This window comes from Corynebacterium sp. HMSC056F09 (assembly GCF_001815785.1).
Classification (GTDB): domain Bacteria; phylum Actinomycetota; class Actinomycetes; order Mycobacteriales; family Mycobacteriaceae; genus Corynebacterium; species Corynebacterium hiratae.
Window position 1 is genome coordinate 1 of record NZ_KV821975.1, and the last position, 15,670, is coordinate 15,670.

Below are 15,670 nucleotides of genomic sequence, written 5' to 3' on the forward strand. Positions count from 1 at the left end.
CTACGTGTCCACGATTTGCGGGCAACCCCAGAATCTAGGATCAGATCTGCTAGTTTCGGAGCGCCCGTTGCGCCTTGGGCCATTTCGGACTCAATGTTCAGGCTTGCCTCTGTCGTTCGTCCGACTTCAATACCGTGGAAAACCAAGTTCATCCGGGTTAAATCCGATAAACCATAGTTGTTTCGAAAGGCACGAATATTAAATCGGAGTACAACCTTCTCGCCACTGACGTTCACGCCAAGCAACTCGTAGTACCCCTTCGCCTTTTCCAAAGCCTCATCCATTCGTGCGATATCGAAGTCTGCATCCTCGGTACGAGCAGCAATCATGAATGGGGTGTAAATCTTCAGAAATGCCATCGAGTTTTGAGCCGCGAAAACACTATAACCTTCGAGCTTCCTAATCTTCGCGTCCTCACCTGCAGATTTTAAATAGTCAGTGAGGATGGTGTTAGCCAGCGTTTTGCTAAGGATACTCTCGCCCGCAATAGAGGCTTCCGTGCCAGCCCCCAGATCGGCAGAGCCTCGCAGAAAAGGCAGCCAACTCAGCCTCGCGCTAAGTTTTGCATCGACGTCTGCGTGAGCTTCTGCGGTTCGGTTGCGAATATCTTCTTTAGTTGTAGAGAGATTACCTCCTGCAACGATGTCCAGGTAGTCGGACGCGGTCTCCTGGTCGAAATAGACAACCTTTACGATTTCCTGGCTCTCGCGCTTTTTACCTGCCATTTGCACTCCTGCGGATTAAACTTAGTCCTTTATATAATTATACGTTATTAATACATTGGTTCTGACCCACAAGACTCAGTCTCTGGTAGTGCTTTGTTAGGTGTCTCTTCGCCGGTGGCGCATCGAACCCGATTACCGCGAACTCAAGCATGGTTTGGGGCTGGATCAATTCGAGCGCCAGCACCACCATGTCACTTTGGTGATTGTGGCGCATCTGTTTGTCGGGATGAAACGGTCGGTGGATGATCCAAAAGTCCGGTCGGCGGGCTGGGTTCCTAAACCGTGCTCGCAGGGGCCCAGGCCGCCGTCATCCGCTTGGTGGGGTCACTGCCCGTACTGCCACCGGCCGAGAGACACCTAACAAAGCACTATAGGGCGTGTTACAAAATTCATTTCAGTCAGTACCGAATGGTTGCTGGCTGGCCGTTGCATCAAGCGCACCGCTAACTTGCCCAGATGGGTGGCGCACTCATGGTGTTGCTTTAACCGGTTGATTTCCGCACTATGGAATTACGCCTTCGGTATGCTTTCCGATCAAAAACAGTGTTCTACCACTGGCAGTGTCTCTACGCCTCTGATGAGCAGCTAGGTCGTTCGGTGGAGAGATTGTCGTCGTTGTCCACCGTGATCGCGGGAGATGGAAAGGCGTCGATGTGCGACAGTTGGAAACAAAAACCTTGCGCTTGGGAAAACGGCTGGCAGAAGTCTTGTAACCCTATGTTTCACAGGGGCCGTAATGTATAGGCGCTTTTCATCAGCGCCTGTCTTTGTCGGTGACCAATTATTCTCGTACACATGATGCAGAAAACGTTACTGGAGGCGTACGGCCTCGAATCCTGGTGGAACACGATGTTTACGGAGTCGGAGAAACAGCGCATCAGGGAGGTTTATGCGGAGCATACGGATGGTGACGTGATCGACAAGGACCCTCTTGTGCTCACAATTGGAGACAGTCAACTGGATCCCGAAGACGTCGATGTTACGAGAATTCTTCAGCTACTTACTCAGTGGTTCCATCGGAACAGTGACAAGGGTATTTGGATAAAGCTTTCAGAATCCTGGCATCATTTTGCTGACCCCTGCACGACACCCGTCGATAGGCATTTTGCTCTCAGCGACACAATGAAGGCGTACTACCGTAGGCGTGACGAACCAGAATTCCTGGCCAAAACAATTGCTACATGCAAGGTTATGATTTCGCTGGAAAAGACTGTGGCAGGGGCAATGTTTGACGCCGGGCTAGGACGATTCTTGCCTGAGAATGCTCACTTGTTCGAAGGTCGGGTGGTGCACACAGAGCTCGGTCCGCAGGTTCTCCCCGGACACCCGGGATTTAAGCAGCTGGCGATTATTTATGAGAAGCAGAAAGAGTTCCAAGCAGCCCTAGACCTCTGTGTCGAGGCCCGAGACGCAGGCTGGGACGGAGATTGGGACAAACGGATAGTTCGGCTCGAAAAGAAATTGAGCAAGTAAGGACTCGAAGCCTGAAGACGTCACCACCGGCCCGTGTTTTCGCCCGGCTAATGGGCTCAGGTCGTCATTCTTTTTAACGCATGCGTGCACTCGGATCACGGCGGGGCTCGTACGTATCGTCTACGAAAGGAATTGAGGAGGCCGAGTAGGTTATCTGACCTCGCGCCCACGCACGGATGCTGGGCGCACTATCTACCGGCTAGCGCTCAAGCTCACCCGCATTAGCACTATCGTGTTAGCACTATCGAGCAAGCCAGCCAATGGGGCGCACAACTGCATGAATTCGCCACGGTCTACCGCACCTGGTTAAACGAGAAGACCCTCGTCAAAGACCCCCAAACAGGCCGTTGGACACGAACTTGGATCCATGCCAACGTGCGCAAGGCCCACAACAGCCTCAACCACCTCTGGCGCAGCAACCTGCTATTTGTCTACCTCAACTCTCCCGAAGAAGTCATTGATACTGACCGGATCAAAGCCACCACCAACAGCCTTGAAGGCGGAATCAACTCCCAGCTGAAACTGCTAACACGAACACACCGCGGACGACGCGGAGAACACCAACGCCGAATGCTGGAGTGGTGGCTCTACCTAAAAAACTGAACTGCCCGGCGATCCCGTAGAAATCGCCAGGCAATCCAACTGGGGACAGGACCGACTCGCCAAAGTGCAAACCCTGACCCACAACGAGAACCAAGCCGGCCACGAAACAGGACGACCAGCCCTCTACGACAACGCTATCGACACCAACTACACCCATTAAATCGGCATCCAAAAGGCCAAATCTAGCCCCAGCGACACGCCGAACCAGACACACATTTTGGGCTTCGCGGTGCGGGCCGCGATGCACGGGGGCGGCGCAAAAAATTAACCCCGCATCCTGCTCAAGCAGGATGCGGGGGTCTATTCGGGGTGGCTGACGGGGCTCGAACCCGCGACACCCAGGATCACAACCTGGTGCTCTACCAGCTGAACTACAGCCACCATCGTTGCCCGAAAGCAACGAGATACAGGTTAACCCACGTCGCCGGTTTTACAAAAACGCCTGGTAATCGGCGGTTGTGGCAGCCTTTAATTCCTCGGCTTCCGTGGAGGAGGGGCCGTCGTCGGTGCGAAAAACGCTGCGGCGGTAAAAATCGAGCTCGCGGATGGACTCGATAATGTCCTGAAGTGCCCGGTGCGCCATTCCCTTTTCCGGTTGGTTGTAATAAGCCCGCGGGTGCCAGCGGCGGGCGAGCTCTTTAATAGTGGAAACATCAATCATTCGGTAGTGCAGCGCGGCATCCAGACGTGGCATGTAAGCGCGGATGAAGGCGCGGTCTGTGGCGATTGAATTGCCCGCCAGGGGAGCAGGGTGGCTCGGATCGCAGTGCTTTTCGACGAGCTTCAGCACTGCGTCCTCTGCTTCTTCGATGGTGAGCGTGGATTCCCGAATTTCCTTGTCCAGTCCCGAGTTTGCGTGCATTGTGGTGACGAAGTCGTCCATCTCCGCGAGTTGCTCCTCCGTGGCGTGCACGACGAGGTCGATGCCGTCGTCAAGGATGTTCAGCTCGGCGTCGGTTATCACGGCGGCAACTTCCACGATGACGTGGCGCTGTGGTTCCAGTCCGGTCATTTCCAGATCGATCCAGACAAGGCGATCATTCTTAGCGGGGATATCACTCATGGGATCCACCATAGTTTCTCCTTGGGCGAGGTTCGGGAGGTGCCAGCGCGGGGGTAGATGGGGGTAGGTCAGATCTGTTGGTAAGGGAGGCGCTCCTTAAACGATGTGAACTGGTGATTTGGGGCGATTGCGGAGGTTGCGGCAGGCCCTTTTCTCAACTTTTTCATGATTTCGCTCACGAAAGCCTCAGTCGATGGGACATTATTAGGACAGCCTTTAACGTGATGGCACTCACATATTTCGAAGGATGGTTACCCACCGATGTCAGCCTTTCTCGACACCCTCAATGCCCTTATCTGGTCACCAGCGCTGGTCTTTCTATGTCTCGGCGCGGGAATCTATTTCACTTTGGCGACCAAGTTCCTGCAGGTACGCTGCATTCCGGACATGATTAAGCAGCTGAAGGATGGTGAGAGCTCCGATTCGGGTGTCTCGTCCTTCCAGTCGCTCATGATTTCCTTGGCCGGCCGTGTCGGCGTGGGCAACATCGCCGGCGTTGCTACGGCTATTGCGTTCGGCGGCCCAGGCGCTGTGTTCTGGATGTGGGCGGTGGCGCTGCTGGGTTCCGCAACGTCGTTCGTGGAATGTACCTTGGCGCAGGTCTACAAGGAGAAGGACCAGGACACTGGTGAGTACCGCGGCGGCCCGGCCTACTACATCGAGAAGGCCTACAAACACACCAAGGCTGGCCCGTTCATGGTGGTCTACGGCATCGTCTTCGCCATTGCGATGATCCTGGCTACCAGCTACTTCCTGCCGGGAATTCAGGCTAACGGTGTGGCTGCGGCAGTCCAGAACGCGTGGGGCATCGAAGTTGGTTGGTCTGCGCTGGTTCTGGGCGGAATTCTGGCCATCATCATTATCGGTGGCGTCAAGCGCATCGCGAACTTCGCGTCCCTCGTGGTTCCGTTCATGGCGGCTGCCTACATTCTCTTTGCCATCATCATTCTGATCATGAACTTTAACCAGATCCCTGAGGTCTTCGGCATGGTCTTTAAGTCTGCTTTCGGCGCCGAGCAGGCCTTCTCTGGCCTGTTGGGTTCGGCCATCATGTGGGGCGTGAAGCGAGGCATCTACTCTAACGAGGCAGGCCAGGGTACCGGTCCGCAGTCTGCTGCGGCCGCGGAAGTGTCCCACCCAGCGAAGCAGGGTTTCGTCCAGGCTTTCGCGGTGTACATCGATACCCTCTTCGTATGCTCCGCAACCGCCTTCATCATCATCTCCACGGACATGTACAAGGTCTTCGAGGGCGAATCTGAGGACGGTCCCGTGCGTTATGCCGGTTCTATCCCGGATGGTGTTGAGGTGGGTCCGGGCTTTGTCCAGCACGGCCTAGACACCCTGTTGGCAGGTTTCGGACCGAGCTTCATTGCCATCGCCATCGCGTTCTTTGCCTTCACCACCGTCTTGGCCTACTACTACATGGCAGAGGTCAACCTGACCTACTTCAACCGGTGGATTAGCAACAAGACCACCCGTCGCGCACTGGTTTGGCTCCTGCGCATTCTCCTCGTGGTGTCCGTGGTTATCGGTGCTACGACAACTCCAGGCGCTGCCTGGGCGCTGGGTGATATCGGTGTTGGCGCAACGGCCTGGCTCAACATCATTGCCATCCTTTTCCTGCAGGTTCCGGCTCTCAAGTGCCTTAAGGACTACAGCGCACAGAAGGCTGCTGGCAAGGATCCGCAGTTCGACCCAGAGGCGCTGGGTATCCAGAACGCTGATTTCTGGGTAGAACGCAAGCTCGCCCGCCAGGAGGCCGCGCAGAAGGCCATCGCGCAGGACTCTCCGCTCCAAGGTAAGTAAAGCAAAGCCCGCGCTCCTTGAAACGGAGCGCGGGCTTTGGCGTGTTTTAGGCCATCTTGGAATAGAAGCTGCCGATGATCGGCGCAACAATCGGGGTCGGCACAATCTTGCCCAACGCGTTCATCACCTTGGAGAGCGGGCCGGGGACCACGCGCCGCTGGTTGCGGGCCATGGCCTCGAGGGTTTCTTCGGAGCAGGACTCGTAGGTGGTCCACAAGAAGTCCGGGACGACCTTATCCACGATGGACTGCTCCTCCTCGGGGATAACAGCATCGCGCACCGGGCCAGGAGCCAGCAGAGTGCAGGTCACCCCCGAGCCCTTGAGCTCATAGTGCAGGGCCTCAGTAAAGGCATTGACACCTGCCTTGGTGAAAACATAGGTGGCGTTGTTCGGAATGGAGACGTTGCCCGCAGCCGAGCCCACGTTACAAATAGCGCCGCTGCGCCGCGGCAGCATCTGCTCCAGTGCGGCACGGGTCAGACGGTGAACGGCCTTGCCGTTGAGATCGAACTGCCGGGTTTCATAATCCCAGTCCTGATCCATGAACTTACCAAAGCTGGCGATGCCCGCCGAGTTAACGATGATGGAGATTTCCTTGCCCGCCATGAATTCGATAACGCGGTCAACGTCCGCCGCCTCGGAGAGATCCGCAGCCAGCGCAATGGCATCAACCTCGTGACGGGAGCGTAGGTCCGCAGCGATGGATTCGAGGACCTCTTCACGGCGAGCAACGAGAATGACGTTGTAGCCGCGAGCGGCCAGATCTTTGGCCATCGCAGCGCCAATGCCCTGGCTGGCACCAGTTAGCAGCGCATACGATGAGCGGGTAGGGGCGGGCAGCCCAGGGGAGTGAGCCATGAAACGGCGTCCTTTCTCTCAGGGGTGGGAAGTCTCCACCCAGCGTAGAGCACTCAGGGTCTAAATCAGGGTAAACACTGATGTCTCCTCGGCCCCAACTCTGGATAATAGAAAGCGAAAGGAGACATCATGACCAACCAACGTTTAACTCGTTCCACTACTGACACGATGTTCGGCGGCGTCTGCGGCGGCATTGCGCAGACCTACAACCTCGATCCGACCCTGGTGCGCATTCTCTTCGTTGTTGCGACTCTGCTGGGCTTCTCAGGAATCCTGCTCTATCTCATCCTCTGGGTTGTTATCCCGGTGGAGTAGCTACTGCAGCGGGCCGAAAGCCATAAACCTCTTCCACGTTTCCCACTCCTCCTGCAGACGCGGCAAGGCGCTGGGCGGGGTGGCGGAGGCGTCGACAAGCACGGCGTCCTGCATACGTACGCCGTTGTCGAAGAAGAGTGCTGCGTGCCCGGAGGCGCCGTAGCGGAGCACCGGAACCAGATTGAGACCGTCGAAGGACAGCGGGGCGTTGGGGCGCACATCCAGCCCCGCGATTGCCGCGAGCGTGGGCGCTAGGTCGAGAGGGGAGACGAGCTCTGCGCAGACCCCAGACTCCGCTACGCCGGGCCATAGGAGGGACATCGCGGACTTCTCGCCCTGTAGGGAACAGACCGCCACGACGCCCTCCAGGTCATTCAGCAGCTGGGGATGCGGCTGCTCGAGGAGGCGAAAGACCGGTGAGGACGCGGGGAGGGCATCTTCTCTGACCTCGAAGCCGGCGGCCGCGAAAATCTCCGTGATGCGGGTGGTGGCGCCGCGCTGCGGGTACTGTCCGGTGAGCACCCCGCGGCGCGATTCCGCATAGCTTGGCGACGGCACCCAGGCGTTACTAAAGCGCAGTCCGCGCAGCGCGGATTCCGGGGCGTAGTCAAAAGTGGCGAGAGTAATGTCCATAGGAGTGTGCCCAAAAGGTTCCTAAAGGCCACTTTTTGGCGTTATAGAACACCTCAAAAAGTGGCTCTGAACTGCGTGCCCCCAGCAGGATTCGAACCCGCGACACATGGGGTAGAAACCCACTGCTCTAATCCACTGAGCTATGGAGGCGTACCGAGCCATCATAACGCACCGGAGAGCGAAGTCAGACTATCGGGCTACTGCTGGCGTTGATTCGGTGCTGGTGCTGAGGAGGGCGGAGACCAACGTGCGCGCTGCCGGACTCAAGGCGCGGTCCGTACGGTGGATGAGAAGCGCCTGCATAGTAGGCAGCGTTTCCGCAACGCGACGGAAATGAACGCCGCTCTGGCCCAAGGCCTGCGCGGTGTGCGGCATGAGGCTGATGCCATAGTCGCCGGCAACGAGCGGCAAGCCTGTTTGCAGCGTGGAAATTTCCTGGACGCCCATAGGTTTGCTGAGCGGGGCCGCGGCCCATACCTGGTCCAACACTTCGGGCAGGCTGCTGAGCTCCGGACAGCGCGGCGGCAGGAGCCACGTTTCGGCGGCAAGATCGGAGAGCTGGACTGGGTCGGGTAGGTCCGCCAGACGCTGGGGGAGTGCGACGCGCAGGTCCATCTCGGCGGCGCAGTCAATGGTGAGCTGTGTGCCGTAGTCCTGGCGGAAGCGCTGTGGGTTGGTGGTGAGGATGATGCCGATCTCCACGGAGCCATCCAGGACCTGCTTGAGCGTGGTGGTAGGTTCTAAGTCCTTTAAGGAAACACTTACCTCTGGCGCGCGTTGCCGCATGCGGCGCAGAACCGCCGGCATATACAGCCAATTGAACTCGGGCGCGGAACACAGCGTGACTGACCCGGCGCTGCCCGACGCAATCTCGGCTAGGCGCACGGCAGCGGTGTTGAGGAGGGAATCGATCGAGGTCGCGACACCATAGAGGTAATCTCCGGCCTCCGTGGTTTGGACTCCGCCGCGCCCGCGGGAGAGCAGCTTCACGTTGAGATCTTTTTCGAGTTTGCGCACGGTAAGGCTCAGGGAAGGTTGCGTGAGCTGCAGCGATTCCGCGGCCTGCGTAAACGAACCGTGGTCCACGACGGTTCGAAAGTGGTGAAGCTGGCGTGAGTCCATAAGTGCAGACTACCCGAAAGCTGAGAGTTGTCTACCTTTTAGGTAAGAGAACATGTGTGGCGGTAGACTGCCCACCATGCACACAGAGAAGGAAAACACCAGCTCACAGTACTCGCCTGGGCTGGCGCACTCGGCGTCGGGAGCGCGGCCCTCCCGTTTGTTGAATCTTTCTTTCGTCGTCTTCGCCGGTCTTGTGGGCGGGATCATTTCCCTGTTCTTCCTTGCAGATTCGCTCGCCGCCCTCGGTATCCCCGACCCGGGGCGCATGACGACCTTTGGTCTGCCCTTCTTCCGTGCCGTCGCTTGGATGCTGATGGCGCTGTCCATTGGCTCATTCATGTCCAGCGCGTTCTTGATCTACCCGGCCGTGCCTGATAAGGACAACGAGCGTTTGATCAAGGCGCGTCTCACCGTCGACGGGCACATCGCTGCGCGGACCGGTGCCTGGGCCGCTGTGGGGGCCGCGGTGGTGTCCTTGCTCGAGGTTCCCCTTGTTATGTCGGATCTCACCGGTACCCCGTTGCGGCAGGTCCTTAACCCGGAGCTGATGGGCATGGCGGTGGGCCAGATTGCGGCTTCGCAAGTCTGGCTCCTCACCGCGGGGATCGCAGCGATCGTCGCCGTGGCGGGGTTTGTTGCGCGCACGTGGGCGGGACAGGTCGGTACGTTCTTCTTGTCGCTGTTGCTCACCGTGCCCCTCGGGATGGAGGGGCACTCGGCCTCTGGCGGCGACCATGACTACGGCACGAACTCACTGCTCTTGCACCTGTTCTTCATCATGCTGTGGGTCGGTGGGCTCATGGGCCTCATTGCGCATGGCCGCCGCCTAGGGCCGGACATGGGCGTGGCGGTTCGCCGTTATTCTACGGTTGCGCTGCTGTCCATCTTGGGGCTGGCGGCGACCGGTGTGGTCAACGCGCTCATCCGCGTTGAGTTAGGGGATTTATTCACCACTCGCTATGGCTTGCTGGTGTTGAGCAAAGCGGTGCTCACGGTGGTGCTCGCGGCCATAGGCTTTGTGCATCGCCGAGTCACCATCCCGCAGCTGAAGAGTGCCCCGCGCCTGTTTATTCGGGTGGCCGTGGTGGAGGTCTTCATCATGGCGGCCACAGTCGGCGTGGCCATCTCGATGGGCCGTACACCGCCCCCGCCGCCGCGGGATCCGAATCTCAACGCCATGCAGATCCTCGTGGGCTACGAGCTTTTCGACGCCCCCACGGCCACCAACGTCTGGACCATGTTCCGCTTTGATCTCATGTTTGGCTCGCTGGGCCTCGTGCTGGCTGGTTTCTATCTCTATGCGTTGTGGCGCCTGAAGCAGCGCGGGCTGACGTGGTCGGCGGGGCGTACGACCTGGTTCCTGGTGGGCTCGTTGGGCATGACCATCATCATGAGCAACGGTATTGGCCTGTACATGCCGGCGCTGTACTCCATGCACATGCTCGTGCACATGATTTTGTCCATGGCGATTCCGCTCTGCCTCGTGTTGGGTGCCCCAGTGACCTTGGTTATGGAGGCGTTTGAACCGGGTGAGCCGGGCAAGCCCACGCTTCACGACGCCGCTGTCGCCCTCACCAAATCCACCACGCTGCGCATCCTGACGCATCCGGCGGTCAACGTCCTGCAGTTTCTGGCCATTCTCTACGTGCTCTACCTCTTTCCGAGCTTCTACGAGGTTGCCATTTCGGAACATGCCGGGCACGTCATCATGAACTGGGTCTTCCTGATTTCCGGCTACATCTACTACTGGGAGGTTATTGGCCCGGATCCGTTGCCATGGCGCGCGCCCACTGGCGTTCGCCTGCTTATCCTGTTTGTGTCGATGCCTCTGCACCTGTTCGCCGGTGTCTACCTCATGCAGATGCAGGTTATTCTGGGCTTGGATTTCTATGAATCCTTGAACCTGCCGTGGAACCCGGACTTTGTCACGGATCAGCGGACCGGCGGTGGCATTTCGTGGGGCTTTGGCCAGTTCCCGCTGGTGATCGTGTTTGGTTCACTATTCCTGGATTGGCTGCGAGAGGATCGCGCCACTGCTCGCCGCCACGATGCTAAGGCGGATGTTGACGGCGATGCCGACTTGGCAAGCTACAACGCCATGCTCAAGCAGATGAACGAAGGCGACGATTCCAGCTTCCGCCAGCACTAGGGGCGCCAGCACTAGAGAGCTGGCGCGTCCAGGGTGATGGAAAAGGGTCTATGAACTGTGTGAATGGATATTTTGTTGAGTCTTTCAACAAGTTATCCACAGGTTGGCGGTGACGCCATTGCGGGTGCGGTGATCGGTGGCGATGATGCGAGGTAAGGGAGGCGTATTGCTTCCTCGCACTCAAGAAGATCACCAACCACACATGGCAAAGGAATCACGCAATGTCTCAATACCCAATCTCACTTACTGGGCGTTTGACCCACGACCCGCACCTGACCAAGATTAGCGACACCATGTACAAGGCCCGCCTGCGCTTTGCCTCCTCCCGCAGCGTTCCGGAAAAGGATGAAGAAGGCAAGACGGTGTGGCGAGAGCTGGACCTCAACTATATCGACGGCGAGGTGTGGGGCCAGTGCGCCATCAACGTCAAAAAGTCCCTGTTTAAGGGCATGCCGGTCTTTGTTATGGGCTCCATCGTCACGGATCGATGGGAGGATCAGCGCGGAGCGACGCGTTCTAGGACCTATATCAAGATTGCTCACGTGGGGCTCGACCTCAACCGCTTCTGCATTACCTCCACCAAAATTGGCACCTCTTACGGCGAGGAGGGCAGTGAAGCCCTCTGGCTGGGGGAGAATCCACCGGTGCCGGACGTAGATTACACGGCGCCACCCAGCACCACGGAGAATGAAGCAATGCCGGCTGCCCTGCAGTCGGGAGATACTCCGCAGGACACCGCGGCGGACCGTCAGCAAGCGCAGTCTGCGGCCGAGTCACACGTCGAACCGGAACCTGAGGACGCGATGGTCTAAGGACAGAGGACCACCGCCGCCCATGTGATGTAGTCTTTGTACTGTTATTTACCAATCCTGACAGAAGCAAAGGGTGAAACATGGGCGAATTCATCTACACGATGAAAAACGTGCGTAAGGCCATCGGTGACAAGGTTATTTTGGACAACGTCACCATGGCTTTCTACCCGGGCGCCAAGATTGGCGTCGTGGGCCCCAACGGTGCAGGTAAGTCCTCGATCCTGAAGATCATGGCCGGCCTTGATCAGCCTTCCAACGGTGAGGCTTTCCTGGATCCGGGCAAGACGGTCGGCATACTCCTCCAGGAGCCGCCGCTCAATGAGGAGAAGACGGTCCGCGAAAACGTCGAAGAAGGCCTCGGTGAAATCTTCCAGAAGAAGCAGCGCTTCGAGGAGATCGCGGAGGAGATGGCCACCAATTACTCCGACGAGCTCATGGAGGAAATGGGCAAGCTGCAGGAGGAGCTCGACGCCGCCGATGCCTGGGAGGTCGATTCCAAGATCGAGCAGGCTATGGAAGCACTGCGCTGCCCGCCGTCCGATGCCCCGGTAACCAACCTCTCCGGTGGTGAGCGCCGCCGCGTCGCGCTGGCCAAGCTGTTGCTGAGTGAGCCCGACCTGCTGCTGCTCGACGAGCCCACGAACCACCTGGACGCCGAGTCTGTCCAGTGGCTGGAGAAGCACCTCGAGTCTTACCCGGGTGCGGTCCTGGCCGTGACCCACGACCGTTACTTCCTCGACCACGTCGCGGGCTGGATCTGTGAGGTTGACCGCGGCAAGCTCTACCCCTACGAGGGCAACTACTCCACCTACCTGGAGAAGAAGGCTGAGCGTCTGGAAATTGCCGGTGCCAAGGACAAGAAGCTGCAGAAGCGCCTCAAGGACGAGCTCGCATGGGTTCGCTCCGGTGCGAAGGCCCGCCAGGCCAAGAACAAGGCCCGTCTCCAGCGCTACGAGGAGATGGCTGCGGAAGCCGAGAAGTACAAGAAGCTGGACTTTGAGGAGATCCAGATTCCGACCCCGCCGCGCCTGGGCAACAAGGTGGTAGAGGTCAAGAACCTGACCAAGGGCTTCGATGATCGTGTGCTCATCAAGGACTTGTCCTTCACCCTGCCGCGCAACGGCATTGTCGGCGTGATCGGCCCGAACGGTGTTGGTAAGTCCACGCTGTTCAAGACCATCGTGGGTCTGGAGCAGCCGGATTCCGGCAGCGTGGACGTTGGCGAGACCGTCAAGCTGTCCTATGTTGATCAGGGCCGCGAGAACATCGACCCCGAGGCCACCGTGTGGGAGGTAGTCTCCGACGGGCTGGATTACATTCACGTCGGCCAGAACGAAATGCCGTCCCGCGCTTACCTCTCCGCTTTCGGTTTCAAGGGTGCCGATCAGCAGAAGCCTTCCAAGGTTCTCTCCGGCGGTGAGCGCAACCGCTTGAACCTGGCCCTGACCCTTAAAGAGGGCGGCAACCTGATCCTCCTCGATGAGCCGACCAACGACTTGGACGTGGAAACCCTGGGCTCGCTGGAAAACGCCCTGGAGAAGTTCCCCGGCTGCGCCGTGGTTATTTCTCACGACCGCTGGTTCCTCGACCGCACCTGTACCCACATCCTGGCCTGGGAGGGCAACGTGGCAGAAGGTCAGTGGTTCTGGTTCGAGGGCAACTTCGGTGACTACGAGAAGAACAAGGTTGAGCGCCTCGGTGAGGAAGCTGCCCGTCCGTCTCGCGTTACCCACCGCAAGCTCAGCCGTTAGGGCGAACTGGCCCTAACACTCAGAGGAAGAACTCCGAAAGGAACCTGGAATGTCCGCTCAAAAGGTTGTGTCGGAAAAGGCCACGGACAATGTCCATGCGCTCACCGTAGGTGTGCGCTGGTCGGACTTCGACATGTACGGCCACATGATGAACTCCAATTTCATCGAGCTGGCGCAGGAGGCGCGCTTGGCTTTTGCCATGCACAACTTCTACGCCCGCGGTGTCAACATGGTGGCATTCGTCCGCCATATCGACGCGGACTATGTCCGCCCCATTAAATGGGATGGGCAGCACGGCACGGTCACGGTGGAAACCACGGTGGTGCGTCTTGGCACCACGTCCTTCACCACCCGCCAAAAGATCAAGGATGCCCAGGGCCAGGTGGCCTGCGTCATCGACTGCGTGCAGGTCGCCATCGACCCGGGTACACAGATGCCACGCGAGGTTACTGAGGAGGAGCGCAACATCATCCTGGAACACGCCGTCGTCGAGCTGGATGAGCAGCGCGATCATGGAGAGTGAAACTCTCCGGGTGCGCAGCGGTGGGGGAGGGCTGCGTGCTCTCCTCGCCCGCGCGACGGGGCTCGATGCCTCAGCCTCGGTGCGTCTGCGCCAGCATGACGCCAACCAGGTCGAGGTCTTTGTCACGACGCCCTTCGATGTCGTTGTGGCACGGCGGTGCGGAGGCACCGTGGGCCGCGACGGGGCAGTGGTGTCCGCGCAAGCGCTTGCCGACGCCCTCCACACCGCCCCCGACCCTGTCCTTGCGGAGGACGGAGTGGAGCTTTCGCTGGGGCCGGCGCGCGATCCATCGTGGCCAGGCGCGTTGCCGCCGGCGCAGGGATTCCGCGAGATCGATTCCTTGCCGGTCGACGTCGTTCGCGAGCTCGCCGATAAGGGCCGCCAGCTGGCCCGCCAGTTTTCAGGGCCGATGGGCCCGCCAAAAAGCCTGTTGAATCAGACAGTGCTCACCGTGGAGAGCTCGGAGGCGCAGGTGGAGATTCCCATGCGGATGATCTTCGCCTGCACCAGCCTCGGCCTCATTCCGGGGTTTGCCGCATCACTCAAGATCCCCCGTCACTTGCGCGTGTCCGGCAAGGGGCGCTGGGTTCGCCTAGACGCGCCCTATGGCAGCGTCTACCACTCGACGCGCCTGTCACTGTTCTAGAGCAGTACGAATCCCGCCAGTGCGGCGCCGACGGCGACCGTCCACGGCGGGGCCTTGCAGAAGAGGGCTATGCCCGCGCCGACTGCAATGAGCGCCGAAGCCCACCCTGTCACCCCGTGGGTGATGATGGGATCCCAGAGCGCCGCGATGAGCAGGCCGACCACGGCCGCGTTGATGGCCGAGAACGCGCCGCGCAGCCAACCGAGATGATTCCAGCGCGCCCACAAATGCAAAGCCGCGAGCGTGAGTAAGGCGCCCGGCACGAAGATAAGAACGGTCCCCAGGAGCGCTCGGCCGATCCCGCCGTCGACTGCCCCAAGGTAAGACGCGAAGGTAAACAGCGGCCCCGGCACGCCCTGGGCTACCGAGTAGCCCGCGAGAAACTCCTGCTGGCTGAGCCAGCCCGCGCCGACGAATTGTTCCTCCAGCAGTGGCAGGACCACGTGCCCGCCGCCAAAGACCAGGGCGCCGGACTGGTAGAAGGCGTTGGCGCGGGTGATGAGGTAGGCGTCGCTAAGCTGTGCCCCCACCGCCAGCCCGCCTAGCAGGAGGAAGAACGCTGCTACACAGCCCCACGCCAGGCGGGCGGGTACCGCGCGCAGGCCACTATCGGCGGCGGGCGCCGAGGTCGTCGGCAGCCATGTTCTCAACACGGTGGCCCCCAGCAGCCCAGCCACGGCGAGGACAGCCAGCTGCCACGCGGACCCGGCGACGAGCAGCACGGCGGCGCTGATGAGCGCAAGCGCCCACGCGGTGGGGGTAAGCAGGAGCTTCTTTGCCATCCCCACGATGGCGTGGACCACCACACCGGCGGCGGCAGCGAGGAGTCCCCCTAAGATGCCCTGGATCCACCCACTGTTGGGCGCAACGAGGAGCCCAAACAAGGCGAGGATGAGCGCGGAGGGGAAGGTGAACAGGAACCATGAATAGATGAGGCCCAGGAGGCCCGCGCGCCCGTAGCCCAGCGCCATCCCGACCTTCGAGCTAGCCGGGCCGGGGAGAAACTGGGACATGGCCACGAGATCTGCATAGGCGGAATCGCTGAGCCACTTCCGGCGGCTGACAAACTCAGCGCGGAAATAACCCAGGTGGGCAGCCGGCCCGCCAAACGCAGTCCACCCGAGGGGGAGGAAGGAGCGCCGTACATCGCCTAGTGTGCTCATGCTCCGCATACTAATTCTTTAAGAATC

Annotated in this window: 14 protein-coding genes, 2 tRNA genes and 2 pseudogenes; 10 read left to right on the forward strand and 8 right to left on the reverse strand. The window is 59.5% G+C overall.

Translation table 11 applies throughout. The features are described from left to right. The coding region (locus HMPREF3056_RS11955) for a DUF6414 family protein (RefSeq protein ID WP_070754934.1) at positions 1–725 on the reverse strand (725 nt) is incomplete at its 3' end. A 112-nt stretch (positions 726–837) separates the two neighbouring features. Between HMPREF3056_RS11955 and HMPREF3056_RS13835 the strand changes: the two are divergent. From HMPREF3056_RS13835 to HMPREF3056_RS11965, 3 genes and pseudogenes are all read left to right on the forward strand, one after another. Then, positions 838–984, forward strand: a pseudogene (locus HMPREF3056_RS13835) (IS701 family transposase); the annotation flags it as partial. Positions 985–1,520: 536 nt separating this feature from the next. Next, a complete protein-coding gene (locus HMPREF3056_RS11960; protein WP_070754935.1) occupies positions 1,521–2,198 on the forward strand; it encodes a hypothetical protein in 678 nt (225 codons plus the stop codon). Positions 2,199–2,349: 151 nt separating this feature from the next. Continuing rightward, a pseudogene (locus HMPREF3056_RS11965) lies at positions 2,350–2,961 on the forward strand (IS256 family transposase); the annotation flags it as partial. Between the two features lie 148 nt (positions 2,962–3,109). Here the strand turns inward: HMPREF3056_RS11965 and HMPREF3056_RS11970 are convergent. After that, positions 3,110–3,182 (reverse strand) — tRNA-His (locus tag HMPREF3056_RS11970). 49 nt (positions 3,183–3,231) lie between these two features. Then, positions 3,232–3,864: an oligoribonuclease gene (gene orn, locus HMPREF3056_RS11975; RefSeq protein WP_070754969.1), complete on the reverse strand. Its 633-nt coding sequence runs from the start codon at positions 3,862–3,864 to the stop codon at positions 3,232–3,234. 261 nt (positions 3,865–4,125) lie between these two features. Here orn and HMPREF3056_RS11980 point away from each other — a divergent pair, with 261 nt between their 5' ends. Then, positions 4,126–5,670 carry an alanine/glycine:cation symporter family protein gene (locus tag HMPREF3056_RS11980; RefSeq protein WP_070754936.1) on the forward strand — a complete coding sequence of 515 codons (1,545 nt, stop codon included), beginning with the start codon at positions 4,126–4,128 and terminating at the stop codon, positions 5,668–5,670. A gap of 46 nt (positions 5,671–5,716) precedes the next feature. Here the strand turns inward: HMPREF3056_RS11980 and cmrA are convergent, their stop codons facing one another. Then, on the reverse strand, positions 5,717–6,529 hold the full coding sequence (gene cmrA, locus HMPREF3056_RS11985; protein WP_049155810.1) for a mycolate reductase: 813 nt from the start codon (positions 6,527–6,529) through the stop codon (positions 5,717–5,719). A gap of 129 nt (positions 6,530–6,658) precedes the next feature. Here cmrA and HMPREF3056_RS11990 point away from each other — a divergent pair, with 129 nt between their 5' ends. Continuing rightward, the gene (locus tag HMPREF3056_RS11990; protein ID WP_070754937.1) at positions 6,659–6,844 is read left to right on the forward strand and encodes a PspC domain-containing protein; all 186 of its coding nucleotides are present in this window, start codon (positions 6,659–6,661) and stop codon (positions 6,842–6,844) included. On the opposite strand, the gene HMPREF3056_RS11995 is transcribed toward HMPREF3056_RS11990, so the two are convergent. From HMPREF3056_RS11995 to HMPREF3056_RS12005, 3 genes are all read right to left on the reverse strand, one after another. After that, positions 6,845–7,477 (reverse strand): alkaline phosphatase family protein, encoded by a 633-nt coding sequence (locus HMPREF3056_RS11995; RefSeq protein WP_070754938.1) that lies wholly within the window; start codon positions 7,475–7,477, stop codon positions 6,845–6,847. A gap of 76 nt (positions 7,478–7,553) precedes the next feature. Continuing rightward, a tRNA-Arg gene (locus tag HMPREF3056_RS12000) sits at positions 7,554–7,627 on the reverse strand. A gap of 39 nt (positions 7,628–7,666) precedes the next feature. Continuing rightward, complete coding sequence (locus HMPREF3056_RS12005) at positions 7,667–8,599, reverse strand: LysR family transcriptional regulator (RefSeq protein ID WP_070516060.1); 933 nt, start codon at positions 8,597–8,599, stop codon at positions 7,667–7,669. Positions 8,600–8,675: 76 nt separating this feature from the next. On the opposite strand from HMPREF3056_RS12005, the gene HMPREF3056_RS12010 reads away from it, so the two are divergent. The 5 genes from HMPREF3056_RS12010 to HMPREF3056_RS12030 all read left to right on the forward strand — a co-directional run bounded on the left by HMPREF3056_RS12010 (position 8,676) and on the right by HMPREF3056_RS12030 (position 14,480). After that, positions 8,676–10,748: a bifunctional copper resistance protein CopD/cytochrome c oxidase assembly protein gene (locus HMPREF3056_RS12010; RefSeq protein ID WP_070754939.1), complete on the forward strand. Its 2,073-nt coding sequence runs from the start codon at positions 8,676–8,678 to the stop codon at positions 10,746–10,748. A 221-nt stretch (positions 10,749–10,969) separates the two neighbouring features. Further along, positions 10,970–11,560, forward strand: a complete 591-nt coding sequence (locus HMPREF3056_RS12015; RefSeq protein ID WP_070754940.1) for a single-stranded DNA-binding protein — start codon at positions 10,970–10,972, stop codon at positions 11,558–11,560. A gap of 80 nt (positions 11,561–11,640) precedes the next feature. Then, positions 11,641–13,311: an energy-dependent translational throttle protein EttA gene (gene ettA, locus HMPREF3056_RS12020; protein ID WP_070516054.1), complete on the forward strand. Its 1,671-nt coding sequence runs from the start codon at positions 11,641–11,643 to the stop codon at positions 13,309–13,311. A gap of 49 nt (positions 13,312–13,360) precedes the next feature. Further along, the gene (locus HMPREF3056_RS12025; protein WP_070754941.1) at positions 13,361–13,834 is read left to right on the forward strand and encodes an acyl-CoA thioesterase; all 474 of its coding nucleotides are present in this window, start codon (positions 13,361–13,363) and stop codon (positions 13,832–13,834) included. Continuing rightward, complete coding sequence (locus HMPREF3056_RS12030) at positions 13,824–14,480, forward strand: DUF8185 domain-containing protein (RefSeq protein ID WP_070702307.1); 657 nt, start codon at positions 13,824–13,826, stop codon at positions 14,478–14,480. The genes HMPREF3056_RS12025 and HMPREF3056_RS12030 overlap by 11 nt, the downstream gene beginning before the upstream one ends. On the opposite strand, the gene chrA is transcribed toward HMPREF3056_RS12030, so the two are convergent. Next, complete coding sequence (gene chrA, locus HMPREF3056_RS12035) at positions 14,477–15,643, reverse strand: chromate efflux transporter (protein ID WP_070754970.1); 1,167 nt, start codon at positions 15,641–15,643, stop codon at positions 14,477–14,479. The genes HMPREF3056_RS12030 and chrA overlap by 4 nt on opposite strands. Between the last annotated feature and the right edge of the window lie 27 nt (positions 15,644–15,670).

Bases quoted from the DNA above. Each gene is read 5' to 3' on its own strand.
- HMPREF3056_RS11960 (WP_070754935.1), top strand. From the start codon at position 1,521: ATGATGCAGAAAACGTTACTGGAGGCGTACGGCCTCGAATCCTGGTGG.
- orn (WP_070754969.1), bottom strand. From the start codon at position 3,864: ATGAGTGATATCCCCGCTAAGAATGATCGCCTTGTCTGGATCGATCTG.
- HMPREF3056_RS11980 (WP_070754936.1), top strand. From the start codon at position 4,126: ATGTCAGCCTTTCTCGACACCCTCAATGCCCTTATCTGGTCACCAGCG.
- cmrA (WP_049155810.1), bottom strand. From the start codon at position 6,529: ATGGCTCACTCCCCTGGGCTGCCCGCCCCTACCCGCTCATCGTATGCG.
- HMPREF3056_RS11990 (WP_070754937.1), top strand. From the start codon at position 6,659: ATGACCAACCAACGTTTAACTCGTTCCACTACTGACACGATGTTCGGC.
- HMPREF3056_RS11995 (WP_070754938.1), bottom strand. From the start codon at position 7,477: ATGGACATTACTCTCGCCACTTTTGACTACGCCCCGGAATCCGCGCTG.
- HMPREF3056_RS12005 (WP_070516060.1), bottom strand. From the start codon at position 8,599: ATGGACTCACGCCAGCTTCACCACTTTCGAACCGTCGTGGACCACGGT.
- HMPREF3056_RS12010 (WP_070754939.1), top strand. From the start codon at position 8,676: ATGCACACAGAGAAGGAAAACACCAGCTCACAGTACTCGCCTGGGCTG.
- HMPREF3056_RS12015 (WP_070754940.1), top strand. From the start codon at position 10,970: ATGTCTCAATACCCAATCTCACTTACTGGGCGTTTGACCCACGACCCG.
- ettA (WP_070516054.1), top strand. From the start codon at position 11,641: ATGGGCGAATTCATCTACACGATGAAAAACGTGCGTAAGGCCATCGGT.
- HMPREF3056_RS12025 (WP_070754941.1), top strand. From the start codon at position 13,361: ATGTCCGCTCAAAAGGTTGTGTCGGAAAAGGCCACGGACAATGTCCAT.
- HMPREF3056_RS12030 (WP_070702307.1), top strand. From the start codon at position 13,824: ATGGAGAGTGAAACTCTCCGGGTGCGCAGCGGTGGGGGAGGGCTGCGT.
- chrA (WP_070754970.1), bottom strand. From the start codon at position 15,643: ATGAGCACACTAGGCGATGTACGGCGCTCCTTCCTCCCCCTCGGGTGG.